The sequence below is a fragment of the Anaerococcus lactolyticus S7-1-13 genome (assembly GCF_000758765.1).
Classification (GTDB): Bacteria; Bacillota; Clostridia; order Tissierellales; family Peptoniphilaceae; genus Anaerococcus; species Anaerococcus lactolyticus.
The window spans coordinates 62,740-77,102 of the sequence record NZ_JRMW01000025.1; the positions used below are offsets into that span (position 1 = coordinate 62,740).

Annotated in this window: 13 protein-coding genes; 4 read left to right on the plus strand and 9 right to left on the minus strand. The window is 35.6% G+C overall.

What is annotated here, in order from left to right; translation table 11 throughout:
* Nucleotides 1-38 precede the first annotated feature (38 nt).
* Nucleotides 39-614 carry a xanthine phosphoribosyltransferase gene (locus HMPREF1630_RS02775; RefSeq protein ID WP_037326849.1) on the plus strand — a complete coding sequence of 192 codons (576 nt, stop codon included), beginning with the start codon at nt 39-41 and terminating at the stop codon, nt 612-614.
* 391 nt (nt 615-1,005) lie between these two features.
* Here the strand turns inward: HMPREF1630_RS02775 and HMPREF1630_RS02780 are convergent, their stop codons facing one another.
* Both HMPREF1630_RS02780 and HMPREF1630_RS02785 read right to left on the minus strand, forming a co-directional pair.
* Nucleotides 1,006-3,303 (minus strand): YhgE/Pip domain-containing protein, encoded by a 2,298-nt coding sequence (locus HMPREF1630_RS02780; protein WP_037326851.1) that lies wholly within the window; start codon nt 3,301-3,303, stop codon nt 1,006-1,008.
* On the minus strand, nt 3,296-5,368 hold the full coding sequence (locus HMPREF1630_RS02785; protein WP_037326854.1) for an efflux RND transporter permease subunit: 2,073 nt from the start codon (nt 5,366-5,368) through the stop codon (nt 3,296-3,298). Before HMPREF1630_RS02785 ends, HMPREF1630_RS02780 begins: the two co-directional genes overlap by 8 nt.
* 585 nt (nt 5,369-5,953) lie before the next feature.
* Between HMPREF1630_RS02785 and HMPREF1630_RS02790 the strand changes: the two genes are divergently transcribed.
* Both HMPREF1630_RS02790 and HMPREF1630_RS02795 read left to right on the plus strand, forming a co-directional pair.
* Nucleotides 5,954-6,388, plus strand: a complete 435-nt coding sequence (locus tag HMPREF1630_RS02790) for a flavodoxin (protein ID WP_004828085.1) — start codon at nt 5,954-5,956, stop codon at nt 6,386-6,388.
* Nucleotide 6,389: 1 nt separating this feature from the next.
* On the plus strand, nt 6,390-6,935 hold the full coding sequence (locus tag HMPREF1630_RS02795; RefSeq protein WP_004828083.1) for a DUF3793 family protein: 546 nt from the start codon (nt 6,390-6,392) through the stop codon (nt 6,933-6,935).
* Between the two features lie 109 nt (nt 6,936-7,044).
* On the opposite strand, the gene HMPREF1630_RS02800 is transcribed toward HMPREF1630_RS02795, so the two are convergent.
* From HMPREF1630_RS02800 to HMPREF1630_RS02815, 4 genes are all read right to left on the minus strand, one after another.
* Nucleotides 7,045-7,998, minus strand: coding sequence for an L-lactate dehydrogenase (locus HMPREF1630_RS02800; RefSeq protein WP_037326934.1), 954 nt, complete (start codon nt 7,996-7,998; stop codon nt 7,045-7,047).
* 94 nt (nt 7,999-8,092) lie between these two features.
* Nucleotides 8,093-8,815, minus strand: coding sequence for a copper homeostasis protein CutC (locus HMPREF1630_RS02805; RefSeq protein WP_037326856.1), 723 nt, complete (start codon nt 8,813-8,815; stop codon nt 8,093-8,095).
* A 106-nt stretch (nt 8,816-8,921) separates the two neighbouring features.
* Nucleotides 8,922-9,452: a cysteine hydrolase family protein gene (locus tag HMPREF1630_RS02810; protein WP_037326857.1), complete on the minus strand. Its 531-nt coding sequence runs from the start codon at nt 9,450-9,452 to the stop codon at nt 8,922-8,924.
* A gap of 13 nt (nt 9,453-9,465) precedes the next feature.
* Nucleotides 9,466-9,900 carry a hypothetical protein gene (locus HMPREF1630_RS02815; RefSeq protein ID WP_037326860.1) on the minus strand — a complete coding sequence of 145 codons (435 nt, stop codon included), beginning with the start codon at nt 9,898-9,900 and terminating at the stop codon, nt 9,466-9,468.
* 146 nt (nt 9,901-10,046) lie between these two features.
* Here HMPREF1630_RS02815 and HMPREF1630_RS02820 point away from each other — a divergent pair, with 146 nt between their 5' ends.
* Complete coding sequence (locus HMPREF1630_RS02820; protein ID WP_037326862.1) at nt 10,047-10,400, plus strand: class II SORL domain-containing protein; 354 nt, start codon at nt 10,047-10,049, stop codon at nt 10,398-10,400.
* A 157-nt stretch (nt 10,401-10,557) separates the two neighbouring features.
* Here the strand turns inward: HMPREF1630_RS02820 and HMPREF1630_RS02825 are convergent, their stop codons facing one another.
* The 3 genes from HMPREF1630_RS02825 to HMPREF1630_RS02835 all read right to left on the minus strand — a co-directional run bounded on the left by HMPREF1630_RS02825 (nt 10,558) and on the right by HMPREF1630_RS02835 (nt 14,333).
* Nucleotides 10,558-11,229: a 5'-methylthioadenosine/S-adenosylhomocysteine nucleosidase gene (locus tag HMPREF1630_RS02825; protein ID WP_004828071.1), complete on the minus strand. Its 672-nt coding sequence runs from the start codon at nt 11,227-11,229 to the stop codon at nt 10,558-10,560.
* Between the two features lie 150 nt (nt 11,230-11,379).
* Entirely contained in the window at nt 11,380-12,411 is a 1,032-nt protein-coding gene (locus tag HMPREF1630_RS02830) for an enoyl-CoA hydratase/isomerase family protein (RefSeq protein ID WP_037326865.1), read from the minus strand.
* A gap of 143 nt (nt 12,412-12,554) precedes the next feature.
* Nucleotides 12,555-14,333, minus strand: coding sequence for a flavocytochrome c (locus HMPREF1630_RS02835; protein WP_037326867.1), 1,779 nt, complete (start codon nt 14,331-14,333; stop codon nt 12,555-12,557).
* Between the last annotated feature and the right edge of the window lie 30 nt (nt 14,334-14,363).

The following is a 14,363-nucleotide window of genomic DNA, read 5'->3' on the forward strand; positions in this document are numbered from 1 at the left end:
GTACATAGGAAGATTTTTAAAATATATAAGGAGACATGATGAAAGAACTAGAAGAACGCATTCTTAAAGATGGGATTGTTATTGGTCCTAACATACTAAAAGTTGACTCTTTTTTAAACCAACAAATCGACTCAAAGTTAATCCATAAAATGGGTGTTGAGTTTGCAAACTACTTTAGAGACAAAAAAATCGATAAGGTCCTAACTGTAGAATCATCTGGTATAGCCCCAGCTCTTGCTACAGCCCTCGAGCTCGAAGTTGACTGCGTTTTTGCCAGAAAAAAACAATCACTTACCACAGGTGATAACTTCTATCATTCAAGCGTATATTCATTTACCAAACAAGTTACAAATGAACTTATAGTGTCAAAAGACTTCATAAAAGAAGGCGAAAATGTCCTAATGATCGATGACTTTTTAGCAAACGGTCAAGCAGCTAAAGGTATGATTGCAATAGTTAGACAAGCGGGAGCAAATCCAGCAGGACTTGGAATTGTAATCGAAAAATCCTTCAGCGAAGGCAGAGAGCTCATAGAAGATATGGACATAGATATCTACTCCCTAGCAAGAATTGCAAAATTAGAAGAAGGTAAAATCACCTTTGTAGAGGAATAAAAAAATAATCTGTCAGGAGAACAATCCTGGCAGTTTTTGATTGAAAATTTTTATATTTTTTTATCCCTACTGGCCTAATTTATATTATATAATATTAGTGCCTAACACCATATTTTATTAGGTGGAGAAAGTTGAGAACATTTTGTCTCAAATCATCTGGGAAAATTTCTCTTTCCACTTGTTTGTGGGGTTAATCTTAATTTTTGTAAAAAAGTATCTAGACCTTTACGACAAGTAAACAATAAAAAGACGCCAGCAACAAGCCCGTCGGCTCGTGGAGACCTGGCGTCTTTTTGGTAAATTTATTTTGTCTCAAATACTCAGCTTTGTAAGAGATGGCTTCTCTTGATATTGTTATATGAGTTTTCCTAGATCTTTCAATATCAATATCTTATCTGATTTTTTCTATTATCCTTGATCTTGTCTCAATATCATCAGTTGAGCCTGATATTGAATTGTTTTTCTTAGCAAGCTTTGACATTTGGTCTAGGATCTCTCCTATTTCTTTGATATCTCCGGTTTTTCCGGCTAATTTATCAATACCTTCTTCCTTGTATCTTCTAAGTCCTGAGTCAAATTCTTCATACTTTTCATTATAAGTATCTGACCCTTCTTTTAGCTTAAGTGCACCTGTCCTTAGGTCAAGTATTCCCTTATTTAAGTCAGAAAGCCCCTTAGCCATCGGATTTAAAGCCTTATCATCTATTGATCCAAGCTCACTAAGAGCTTTAGACCTTTCCTTAAATTCGCTAAGACCATCTGATAATTTTTCTGAGCCTTCTCTTAGGTCAGCAGATTTTGAATCTAATAAATTTAAACCATTAACGAGTTTATCCACTCCTTCCTTATTGGCTTGTGTACCAGCCACCATGTTTTCAGAACCTTCCTTTAACTTATCTAAGCCCTCATCAAGTTGGCTTAGGGCCTCCCCTAATTTCATTAGGTCGGAATCAGATAAGCCACTTTCAATTTTTTCTATACCCGCTCCTAGTTTGACTGATGCTTCTTCTAGATCATTTTTAGATCCATCAAGCTTTTCACTCATCTCTCCGAGGCCCAGGCTCAATTTGTTAAGGCCACTTGTAAGCTCATTTGATGCTCCGCTTAAGTTTTTTAAACTAGCGTAAATTTCTGCATTTACCTTTGCACTGGCGCCAAGTTTTTGACTTTGGCCATAAAGTTCATTTTTAATTGCCCTTAGACTTTCAATTTCGCTTGTCAAAGCCCCATCAGTATTTTTAGATTCAAGACTAGCTATTTGATTTTCAAGACTAGCCGCATTCTTATTAATATTTGATATTACCCCTTCGATATTTGGCGCATTTTCTCCTGCAGCGCTTAAGTCAGCTAGGGATTTTGATATTTTTTCTGAAGAGTCACTTGCTGATTTTAGGCCTTGGTTTAATTTTTCTAAGGATTCAGCCATAGGATTTATATTCCCGCTAAAGTCATCAATACCTGTTCTTAAGTCCTTTAAAGAGGTCGCAAATTCTAATAGATTGCCTCCTTTGGCATCTTGGGATAATTTTTCCCTAAGTTCCTTACTTCCTTGGCTGAGCCTTTCAATACCTGCATTTAACTTGGTCGCACCTTGATTCAAACGGTCTGCACCATCCATCAAATCTCCCATTTTTGAATTAATCTCAGAAAGACCACCTGTATATTGGTTAAGACCCTGATTTAAATTAGCACCTCCCTTATCTAGGGCAGAAATGGCATTTTCCATTGGTCCAATTTTTTCTGGCAAGCTTGCAAAGGCTCCACTCATTTGGTCAAAACCTGCAATCAACTTCTCAGATCCTGCGGATAATTTTTCAGATCCATCAGCAAGGTCAGAAATCCCTTTATTTAGGCTTTGACTTCCTTCTTTGAGTTTGCCTGAACCATCCACAAGTTTTCCTGCATTTGTTGTTAATTCATCAAGTCCACTTTCCAAATCATCAAAGGATCCTAAGCTTTTACCGTCTTGGAAGATTTCGTTTGTAATTACAACATAGGCTTCGCTAGGTTTGAAATTTTCTACATCTATTTCAATTTCAATCTGGTCCTTAAACTTAGCGAGCTTTTCAGCATCCAGAAGGCCAGCAAAATTTTCCCTTAGACCTGGAGTAAGGACCCCGGCTACTATTTGGTTTTTGCCGTCTTTAACGATTTTTGCTGAATCAGCCTCGATATTTTTTACCTGGTCATCTGCAAAGGTCATCTCAGTCATTACAAGGTATGGTGAGTAAATCATCTTGCCAGATTTTTGCTTTTCTTTTACCTTGTTGTGGGCTGTGATAGTAATTTTTACCTTGCCAGACTTTCCTTCTAGGTCTTTAAAATCTATGGCCTTACCCTCTAGTTCGTATTTTATTTCTACATCCACAGGCAAGTCCTTGTCGGTCTTTCCCTGGTAATAAAAGTCTTTATCCTTAGAATTTATATCAATAAAGCCGTCCTTGGTCTCGATTTTTTCATCAGTTTCAAGATTTTTAATGTCTTTAAGGTCTGACTTATCCTTTACATCTGTCCTTCCGTCCTTGTTTATCCAAACTGAAACAGTCTTATCTTTGACTTTATCCGCCTCTTTGGTGACATAAACAGTTTCATTTTTATAAGTTTTAGTCGCACTAGCATAGGCGATATTCCCACCAAGAATTGAACTTACACTTAAAACTGCTAGAGCTTTTACAAATTTTTTATTCATTTTCTTTTCCTTCCTTAAATCCTTTTGTAGTTTTTTCGATAAAGGGAATTGTAAGCCCTATTATGGCAGGTAGGAAGATAATTATTACAAGCATTGAAATTATCGCACCCCTAGCCAAAAATATACAAATAGTTGATACAATTTCCATCTTTGAGTAGATACCTACACCAATAGTTGCTGCGAAAAATGAAAGTGCAGATGTAACTATTGATTTTGATGTTTCCCTTACTGACAAATCAAGTGCCTTTTCTAGATTTCTATGTTTTTTATATTCAAAGATAAACCTATCCATCATAAGTATTGAATAATCAATGGTTGAACCTAATTGGACTACACCTATAATTATCGAAGTGATAAATGGAATGGTGTGGCCAAAGTAAAATGGAATTCCCATATTTATGAAAATCGCAAGTTCAATTGCACTAATCAAAATAATCGGAATTGCAAATGACTTGAAAACTAAGGCTATGATTAGAAATACCACTATAAGCGAAACGATATTTACCATCTTAAAATCCCTATCGGATAGGATTGTCAAGTCTTTTGTTAAAACTGCCTCACCTGTAACTTTTCCATCAGCGTCATGGGCCTTTACAATTTTATCAATATCTGCAATCTGGTTATTAACTTCATTTGACGCTGTTTGGTATTCTGAATTAACCATGATCATCTGATAGCCGTCTTGAACGAAGTTTTGCTTTAATTTTTGAGGTAATATTTCGCTTGGCACAGTAAGACCTGTCATTGAATTTACGCTTAGGACGTTATTTACCCCCTCCACATCTTTAATTTCTTCTATCATCGAATTTACACTTGTTTTTGAAAGGTCTTCCTTGACCACTATAAAGTGGCTTGAGGCCATATTGTAGTCTTTTTTCATCTTGTTTAGGGCAACAATAGAGTCAAGGTCTTGTGGAAGCGACCTGTCCAAATTGTAATAAAGATTGGTATTTCTTGCCCCGTAGACAGCTGGGATGAACAAAATCAAAAATACTATAAAAAGTTTTTTCCTATGTTTTATTGTAAAATTTGCTATCCTTGAAAAATCAGGAAGTAAAACCTTGTGGTTAAACCTGTTTACAAGTTTTTCAGCAAGGAGAATCATTGGTGGCAAGACTACAACTGTTGAAATAAGACCTAAGAGCACTCCCTTGCTCATTACAAGACCTATATCCTTACCAAGACCCAGCTGCATTAATAAAAGCACTAAAAATCCAGCAAATGTTGTAAGGGAAGAGGCAAAGATAGATGAAAGAGTCGAATCAATAGCCTTAGCCATAGCCTCATTGTTGCTTTCATTTTTCTTTTTCTTCTCTACATACCTATGGTAGAGGAAAATCGAATAATCTGTTGTAACAGCAAGTTGCAAAACTGCTGCGATTGCCTTAGTAATATAGGAAATTTCTCCCAAGAAAAAATTTGTCCCAAAGTTATACAAAATTGCATAACCTATATTTAGCATAAAGAGAAATGGGATAATAGTTGATTCATTGGCCAAAGATAAAACAACAAGAGCCAAGGCAACCGCCAAGCCAACATAAATCGGCGTTTCCCTATCAATTAAGTCCTTAGTATCCTTAACCAAAGAAGAAATACCACTTAGGTATTTTTCCTTTGACTCAAGATTCCTTATATGATCTATAGCCTCCATAGTCTTAAAAGACGAAGATGACTCAGAAAATTTAACCATCAAAAGAGTTGAATCCTCCGCATAAAAAGCCTTCCTAATCTCATCAGGCAAAAATTCATTAGGAACTGTATCGCCCACGATTGAAGACTTTGAAATTACATCTTCTACTCCTTCTATTTCTAATATTTCTTTTTTTAACTTGTCTGCATCGTGGTCAGTTCCCCTTAGGATAAGCATACCCGTAGCAGCATTCTTAAAGTCCTTATCAAGGATCTCCTGGCCTTGGGTAGACTCAAGATTTGCTGGCAAATATGATAGGATATCATAGTTTACCCCTGTGGACTTATATCCAATCCATGATGGTATTAGTAAAATAGTCATCACCAAAAGTACCAACCTAGGATGGTATGAAATAAATTTTGATATTTTTTTCATCACTAACTTCCTTTCTAAATAGGACCAAAAAATATAAACTGAGACTTTTAATAATTTCAATAAAATAGGATTTTGCTTTTGTTAAAATCTTTTAGCCTTATATTTTAATAATCAATTTGCTACGAAAATAAAGTATTAATCATATTATATTATTTTTACTTTATTATTAAATTAATAATCCGAATATTTATATTCATTATCTTTCATTATCTAAACTTTAGATTCATGATTATTAACCTTTATTTTTTTGTGTCCTCACTTTATAATACACCTATATAAAAAGAATTCAAATTTAGAAATATTATGATTTATATATAGTTTTTTATTTAATTTTTATATTTTGCCAAAATTTAGTATTCTTATCTTTCAAACTAGAATTTTTACCCTATTTTTTTACATATACTATAATATAAAGATTGAAATCTAGCTTTTCTTCATTTTTTAATAAAAAAATAAAAAAATGCTTGACAAGAACCAAACAATAGTTTATTATTAGGATAGATGTTGATAAGGATTATCAGTCTCATAAATATTGATAAGGATTATTAATATCATAAATTACGAAATCAAATTAAGGAGAAAAACATGAAAAAAGTAGCAATAGTTTATTGGTCAGGTACCGGTAACACTCTAGCCATGGCAAATGAAATAGCTGATGAGCTTAAAAATTCTGATTTAGAAGCAGAAGTAATTAATTGTTCTTCATTCAGCGAAGGCGATGTAGCAAATTATGACGGATTTGCTTTTGGTTGTCCAGCTATGGGATCTGAAGAATTAGAAGAAGGTGAATTTGAACCTATGTTTGAAAGCGTAGAAAAATCTCTTTCAGATAAACCTGTTTTAATATTTGGTTCTTATGAATGGGCTGAGGGTGAATGGATGCACACTTGGCAAGAAAGATGCGAAGGTGACGGTATAAACCTAGTTTGTGATGGACTAATTGCTTATGATTATCCAGATGACGATGCTTTAAAAGAATGTAGAAGGGCAGCTTCAGATTTAGCTAAAGCCTTACAATAAAATGAATGAATTTTTATTGGTTAATTACGCATCACAGACCTTAGCTAATAAAAAAATCGCAAATCTATTTACTTTTAAAAACATTAAAAATATCAACATCCAAAAAATGGTCTCTGAGTGGAATGAAATACTTAACAAGAAAAATATGTATGTAGAAATACTTAAGACCGACCAAAAAACCGCTCAAATTTTTGCTTATAGACCCGCAAAATTATCTTACGTAATAAACCAAACAAAGATAAAAAACCTCTTATCAACTCTGGGCTATAAGACAAATGACCTTGATCAATGCATTAGGCATTTGAAATATAGGTTTAAAAAAGAATCTTTTCCCCACGAAATAGGTATTTTTCTTGGCTACCCCTATGAGGACGTAGTTGGTTTTATAGAAAATAAGGGGGCTAAGTTTCTGGTCAACGGCTACTGGAAAGTATATGCCGACAAGGATCAAAAAATCAAATTATTTGATCACTACAATAAGATAAAAAAATCTTATAAAACTATTTATAAGAGCCATGGGGATATAAATAGGCTCTGCGTTGGATAAAATTACAACGTATAATTCCCCACAATAAGGAAAATTGTCATATCCTTAAACTAAAATAATTTACTATGCAAAAAATAAGGAAGTAGAATCCTACTCCCTTATTTTTTTATTAATTTTTATCTTCTACAAGCCCAGAATCAACCATTACCTTTCTAAGGGTGTCAGCTGATTTTTTCATTCTTTCTTTTTCGGTATCTGTAAGTGGCACATCTATTACCCACTTTACGCCTTCCTTGCCGATTACTGATGGAACACCAATGAAAATATCTTTTTCCCCATATTCTCCATCAAGGTAGGATGAGGTTGAATATACTGAATTTTCGTCATTTATGATAGATTCTACAAGCCTAGCAAGAGCCATGCCTATACCGTAAAAAGTTGCTCCCTTTTTATTTATTATTTCATAGGCAGCGTTTCTTACCTTTTCGAAAGTATCTAATAGGGCCATTTCGTCTACTTCTGAGTGGTTGGCTACCCATTCATAAATTGGAAGACCGCCAACATTGGTATGGGACCATACTGGAAATTCTGTATCCCCGTGCTCACCTAAGATAAAAGCATCAACACTTCTTGGGTCAATGCCAATTAGGGAAGCAATTTCTTTTTTAAACCTTGATGTATCAAGACTTGTACCAGAACCGATTACCTTTTCTGCAGGAGCGCCAGAATATTTCCATGTTGCATAGGTAAGGATATCTACTGGGTTTGAAGCAACTACATAAATTCCCTCAAAGCCAGAATCCTTAATCTTACCTATCATATCCTTAAAAATCTTTAGGTTTTTGCCTACTAGATCAAGTCTGGTTTCACCTGGTTTTTGTGGGGCTCCAGCTGTGATTACAACCACTTCTGCATCCTTGCAATCAGAATAATCTGCCTTGAAAATCTCCTTTGGTTTAGTAAAAGAAAGAGCATCTGAGAGGTCCATAGCGTCACCCTCAGCCTTATCTTCATTCAAATCTATAATTCCAAGCTGCCTACCTATACCTAAAATTGTTGAAGCATAGGCAAAAGATGAACCTACTGCACCATCACCAACCAAAATAATTTTGCTATCTTTAATCATATTTCCTCCTTTGTAAAACTATTTAACTTTCTAAATTCTATTTTTATTTTAACAAAGATTGGAAAAATTACTATGACTCAAATCACACTTTTTATTTTTTTAAGTCATCAATAGCTAATCTTGCTGCTTCAACAAGGCCGGAACTGGTCCACCTATAATCATCAAAAGCCTTTCCAAAATTATCATAGGAGATCTCGCTTTGGCCTGTGTAACTAGCTGATAAATGGAAATTTTCTATGCCGGTTTTTTCGTAAATTTCTTTGATATTCTCATGATTAACCCCAGATCCAGCCATAATTTCAATCCTATCTCCGTATTTAATTTGCAAGTCCCTTATCAAATCCAAGCCCTCAACAGCCCTTGGTTTTTTGCCAGAAGTTAGGATTCTTTCAAATCCCATCTTAATCAACTCTTCGATTTTTTCCTCACCGTCGATTGAATAATCAAAAGCTCTGTGAAGAACAACCTTCTTTGGAAAAGCTAAATATACAAGTTCCTTCATAGTTTCTATATCAAGACGACCCTCCTCATCAAGGACACCAAGGACAAAGCCATCGATTGGCTTATCCTTAAAGGCAATAATTGTCGCCTTCATCTGGCCAAGCTCAAAATCATCATAAGTAAAATGTCCTGGCCTTGGCCTAACCATGACAAATTTTTCTATATCTTCATACTCACAACAAATATCAACAAGACCAGCATCTGGCGTAAGCCCATCAAGACTTAAAGCCGAGCAAATCTCAACCCTATCAGCCCCACCATAAAAAGCACCAACCATCCCATCAAATGAATCAATACAAATTTCAAGTTTCATAAAAGCTCCTTTAGTTTTTCTATTTCTATTATAGCAAATAAAAATATTATATAAAAAAATCTAACAAAAAAGCCACGAGTTTTCAAACTCATAGCTTTAAAAATTTTTATTCTTGCCTAAAATCAGCAAATTTTATTATATTTACCTGACAGGATGCCATGGCGACTAGGCTTGCTTGGTGGGCGGCTTCGCTTGTAGCCTTGCACAAGTCTTCAATGACTGTCACCTCTGTATTAAGAAGGGCATTTTTGATCATGATGGCGTTTGATAGGACACAGATGTCTGTACAAATTCCAACCATGTAGATGTTTTCGATTTTTTCTTTTTTATCTAAGTCCTTAAGATAATCAACAAGTTCATAAGACCCAAAAGAAGGCTTATCTATTATCTTTTTATCCTTGGTAGGGATTTTTATTTCCCATCCTTTACTTCCCCTTATGCAGTGAGTAACAGGTAGGTGCTTGCCCTCAAGACTTTCCAAATAAGATTCCTCGTGAGTATCTCTAGTAAAAATCACTTCACCCTTAAAATCATCCACCAATTTTTCAATCGGACTGACTATCTTCTCATTGCCCTCATTACCAAGGGCACCGTCTACAAAGTCATTTTGCAAATCAACCACTAATAATACGTCCATTTTTTCCTACTCCTTAATTTTTCGCTTCCAATTCTCTTATTTCTTTTTCGAGCTTCTCACCTAGACCTACTATGGCGTATCTTAATTCTTTTAAGGCAACTAAGTTTTCTTTTATTTCTCCTTGGACTCTTATGTCGGTGAAGATATTGTCAAAAACCATGTCAAATAACTCGTCTGAGAAACTATCTGGTATGGTATCTGGCAAGCTTATATCAACATCACTTAGTTCTTTATTCAATGATTTAAGACTAGACGATATTTCTTCTAGGCTACGATTTGCCTCTCCTATCTTGTTTCTTTTAACAAGGCTTGAAATTAAGCCTCCTCCTAAAATATCTAGGATGCCCCAAGATGATGCTGACTCTAATTGCTTGATTCCTGCATCTATCCTTACAATAACTTGGTCTACGGCTTCTCTTGCTTCTTTTAATTCTTTTAACCTATCCATAGTTGCTCCTTTATTTAATTATATTTTAAGAAGAATTATTTGCAATATAGTAATTTGTTAAAGTAACTTTGTTGAAAAATAAGTGTTTATAAATCATCAGCTAGGGTATATTATTTAATGTAGACTATAATATATGGAGGAATAATATGAAACTAACAGAAACAATTCAAACTGCTGATTGGAAAGCTGAAAAACACGTTCCAGTAATCCACATCACCAAAGAAGATGGTCTTGTTCACATCAAGGCTAACGTTGGTGAAGAAGTTGCTCACCCAAACACATTTGAACACCACATCGCATGGATCAAAGTATTCTTCAAACCAGAAGGAGCAAAATTCCCAATCGAAGTTGGTTCTTATGAATTTAAGGCTCACGGCGAAGAAGAAATCTTCACCCAACCATGTGTTGAAGCAAGAATTAAAACAGACAAGGGCGGCGAAGTTTACGCACTTTCTTATTGCAACATCCACGGTCTTTGGGAAAACTCAGCAGAAATCTAAGAAATTTAAAAAGCAAGGTTTGCGCCTTGCTTTTTGCTTGACAATTTTTATTAAAAATCTTTATATTTTCAATTCCCAAATCATTTTACAGATATTTTCCTCTTTAAAAGCCCAAATTTATTCACTTTATAAATGAATTTTATCCCTAGAGCAAAAATTAAAGAGCTTTGATGATATCATCAATTATCCCAACTGCGACTTTTGACGCACGTTCAAAATTTGCATAAAACTCTGCTCCACCTTCAGTTAGTGCATCTGATACTGCCTTTATCATGAGGAAATCTGCCCCATACAAGTGACAGGCTAGGGCAATAGCAGCTCCTTCCATGTCGACAATATCGCAAGACCACTCCTTGGCTAGCTTGCTTTTTGCATCAAGACCTGCTATAAATTTATCACCTGAAGCAAGCTTAACTTTTTCCAAGTGTGGGTCAATCTTCATTGCCAAATCTACAAGCTTGCCCGTAGTTTTCATAGCAACATCATCAAAAATCTCGTATTGGCCTTTTGCTACGTCATCTACATCAGATGTGTCCCATTCGTAATGGCTCACACTTTCCACAACAGTAAGCTCTTCCACCTTGCGATCATTTAAAGCGCCCACAACCCCATAATTTATAATGGTAGTGCACTTATAAACATCAAGTAGAAGGGTCATAGCAATTGCAGCACGAATTTGCCCTGCACTTGAAGGGCAAACAAAGACATCCTTGCCATGGATATGGTATTTCAAAACTTCAAAGCTACCATGCTTGTACCTTTCGATTGGTTCTTTGTAGATGTTATAAAAAGCATCAAATTCAACTGCTACTAAAATTCCTATATTCATCTAATCACCTCAGAAATATTATATAATTTATTGACCAAATTTCCATTAGCTTACACTAGGGCCTGTGAGCCCATAAACAAGCTAGCTTTGGCCCTTAAATATATGGCTTATAATTTTTAATCCTTATTTATTCCAAGTAGGATTTCTCTCCTATTTGATCCCTAAAAGCCTATCAACCTCTTCGTGGTCCACATCTTCGAGACTTTTTGTTGGCCAGGTTGGATTTTTGTCCTTATCTATCAGAACTGACCTAATGCCTTCTTCAAGAGCACCTGTTTTTCGACCGTATTTAATAATTTCTAAATCTAAGTCAATAGTTTCTTGCTTTGTCAGCTTTTTGCCTAGGAAATATTTTTTGAATTGGACTTCTAACATAAAAGGATCTCTATTATTTAATATAGCCAGACTTTCTTTTGCAAAATCAGAATCACTTGCTTCTAGACTATTTTTGATTTCTTCTACCCCATCTTTTGAGAAGTGCTTTTCTATTTCTTCTAAATTTTTGGTATTCTTTGTTTCTTTTGGAAGCTGGTTCAAATCTAGGACTTTTTCCTTAAAATCCTCTATCAAATTTTCTGAATCTGCGTCCATATCCATAAGCCTATTAACAAGTTCGCCATAGTCTTTTGAATCAATCAGCATATGACAAAATCCATAGCTTAGAAGGTCATCTGGATAAAGCCTTGCCCCAAGTAAGCCCACATATTGACCCATAGCTTGCGGTAATTTTGATATGAAATATCCTACTCCCACGTCTGGAACAAAGCCAAGACTTGTTTCTGGCATGGCCCAATTCACAGTTTCATCTGCTATTATTAGGTCAGAATGGATGGTAAGACCTATTCCCCCACCCATGGTAACCTCAAACCAATGGCTAATGATTGGTTTTGGGTAGGTCATTATATATTTATCAAGGGCAAACTCTTCTTTGAAAAATATGTCCTTATCCTTAGCCTCATCATTTTTAAGATAATCTACATATATTTCCTTAAGGTCTCCCCCTGCACAAAATCCTCGTTCTGATTTTGAGTCAAATAAAATAGCCTTGATCTCCGAGTCCTTTTCCCAAGATTTCAAAGTTTCTTCGATTTTTCCTATCATTTGTCGGTTTAGGGCATTTAGGGCCTGAGGCCTATCTAAATAAATTATTCCTATCTTGTTTTTTATTTCAGTTTGTATCATAAATTCTCCTAGCTTTTGATTAAAGCTTTTATATTTTTTCGCTATCTTATATATACCGTAAAGCAACTAAAGTTAAACAATTATTAGCAATCTTATTAATTAAATAAAAAATAGCTCCGAAGAGCTATTTTAAATATTATATATTATTTTTTAGCGTTTGCTGCTGCGTTTTCACCAGCTATTTTTCCGAATACAGTGATGTCAGCCATAGCTACTGATCCAAGTCTGTTTGAACCATGGATGCCACCTGTAACTTCGCCTGCTGCATAAAGTCCCTCAATCCACTTGCCGTCTTTGTTTAATACCTGAGCTTCTGTATTAATTTTTAGACCACCCATGGTGTGGTGAACTGCTGGGTCTACCTTCATCATGTAGAATGGAGCATCTTTTACTTGCCAGCCTAGCATTCTTAGGTTAAATTCTGGGTCTTCTTTCTTTGCAGAGTTTTCATTGAAAGTCTTAACTGTTTCAAGAAGGGCATCCTTGTCGATTCCAAAGTGGTCAGCTAATTCTTCAAGAGTGTTAGCCTTAACCATTAGGCCCCTATCAAATAAAGATTTTGCTTCTTCTGGATTTGATTTCATAGTGCCTGTTTTTTCGTTTGATGTTTCATCCCAAAGTAGGTAGCCAACATAGTCTGTCTGCTTTTTGATTGCCATTGAGATTTCTCTTCTTGTGCCCAATTCTTCTACAAATCTCTTACCTTCTTTGTTTACAAGAAGGGCGCCACCAACAAGTCTGGTGTCTCCACAGTAAAGAAGTTTTCCTGTTTCAACGTCACATACTGGGTAAAGTTGGATTTTATCCATATCAACTGTATCAGCACCAAGTTTTTCTGCCATTAGGATACCATCCCCTGTAGCTCCTGGTGAGTTTGTTGATAGGACGTGTTCGTCGATTTCCTTATCATATTCGTAGCACATTTTAGCATTGGCACCAAAACCACCTGATGCAACTACAACTGACTTAGCGTTTACAACTAGGTCTCCTTCTTTGGTTTCTGCCTTGATACCACAAACTTTTCCATCTTTTGATAAGATTTCTTTTACATCAGCTTCTTTGATTACTTCTATTCCTAATTCTTCTGCTTTCTTTAGGTAGTTTTTGATTAGTTCGTTACCTGTGTGATCTGCAGGAATTAGAGATCTTTTTACAGAGTGACCACCAAAGAACATTAGTGAATCTAACCACTTAACTCCGATGTCATCTCTTAGCCAATAAGCATCTTCTGTGGCCTTATCAGCAAGCACTTTGATAAGTTCTGGATTTCCACCTGCTTCTTCTACATCTTTAGCAAAAAGTTCCTTGCTATCCTTGATGCCTTCTTCTTTTTGGAGGTCATTATCTGGAGCAGCACATTCTCCACCTGAAATTAGAGTATTACCACCAACTGTTGCAAGTTTTTCAACTAGGATTACATTTGCTCCTGCTTCCTTGGCACTAACAGCTGCAGCAAAACCTGCACCACCACCAATTACAACTACATCAGTTTCTTTTTCAACTGTCTCACCTTTTTTAGCTTCGCTTTTAGCTTCAAAATTCTTTACATCCCTACCACTAGCTTGGATGGCAGCCTTAACTGCTTCTATAACAGCGGTAGATGTAACTGTTGCACCTGAAACTGTCTCAACATTCACAGAATTATTTGCAATAATTTCGTCAACAAGCTTATCAGCTGCCTCATCGCCTAGACCTTTTGTTTCTTCATGAGTAAGATCGATTTTAGCAATCTTATCTCCATCAAAAGTTACAACTGCCTTAAGATCACCATTGTGACCCTTTGCTGTACCCTCACCTGTAGTTTCACCGACTGTAGAATCTTTGCCATATCCTGCCTTATTATCAGTTTTTGTTCCACCACAAGCTGATAAAAGCATAGATATTGAAAGCAATAATGCTAATGTTTTATTTTTTTCATACACTCTCCTTTATGTATTCTGTTTCACCAGTAT

Coding starts and splice junctions, on each gene's coding strand:
- HMPREF1630_RS02775 (WP_037326849.1), top strand. CDS start 39: ATGAAAGAACTAGAAGAACGCATTCTTAAAGATGGGATTGTTATTGGT.
- HMPREF1630_RS02780 (WP_037326851.1), bottom strand. CDS start 3,303: ATGAATAAAAAATTTGTAAAAGCTCTAGCAGTTTTAAGTGTAAGTTCA.
- HMPREF1630_RS02785 (WP_037326854.1), bottom strand. CDS start 5,368: ATGAAAAAAATATCAAAATTTATTTCATACCATCCTAGGTTGGTACTT.
- HMPREF1630_RS02790 (WP_004828085.1), top strand. CDS start 5,954: ATGAAAAAAGTAGCAATAGTTTATTGGTCAGGTACCGGTAACACTCTA.
- HMPREF1630_RS02795 (WP_004828083.1), top strand. CDS start 6,390: ATGAATGAATTTTTATTGGTTAATTACGCATCACAGACCTTAGCTAAT.
- HMPREF1630_RS02805 (WP_037326856.1), bottom strand. CDS start 8,815: ATGAAACTTGAAATTTGTATTGATTCATTTGATGGGATGGTTGGTGCT.
- HMPREF1630_RS02810 (WP_037326857.1), bottom strand. CDS start 9,452: ATGGACGTATTATTAGTGGTTGATTTGCAAAATGACTTTGTAGACGGT.
- HMPREF1630_RS02815 (WP_037326860.1), bottom strand. CDS start 9,900: ATGGATAGGTTAAAAGAATTAAAAGAAGCAAGAGAAGCCGTAGACCAA.
- HMPREF1630_RS02820 (WP_037326862.1), top strand. CDS start 10,047: ATGAAACTAACAGAAACAATTCAAACTGCTGATTGGAAAGCTGAAAAA.
- HMPREF1630_RS02825 (WP_004828071.1), bottom strand. CDS start 11,229: ATGAATATAGGAATTTTAGTAGCAGTTGAATTTGATGCTTTTTATAAC.
- HMPREF1630_RS02830 (WP_037326865.1), bottom strand. CDS start 12,411: ATGATACAAACTGAAATAAAAAACAAGATAGGAATAATTTATTTAGAT.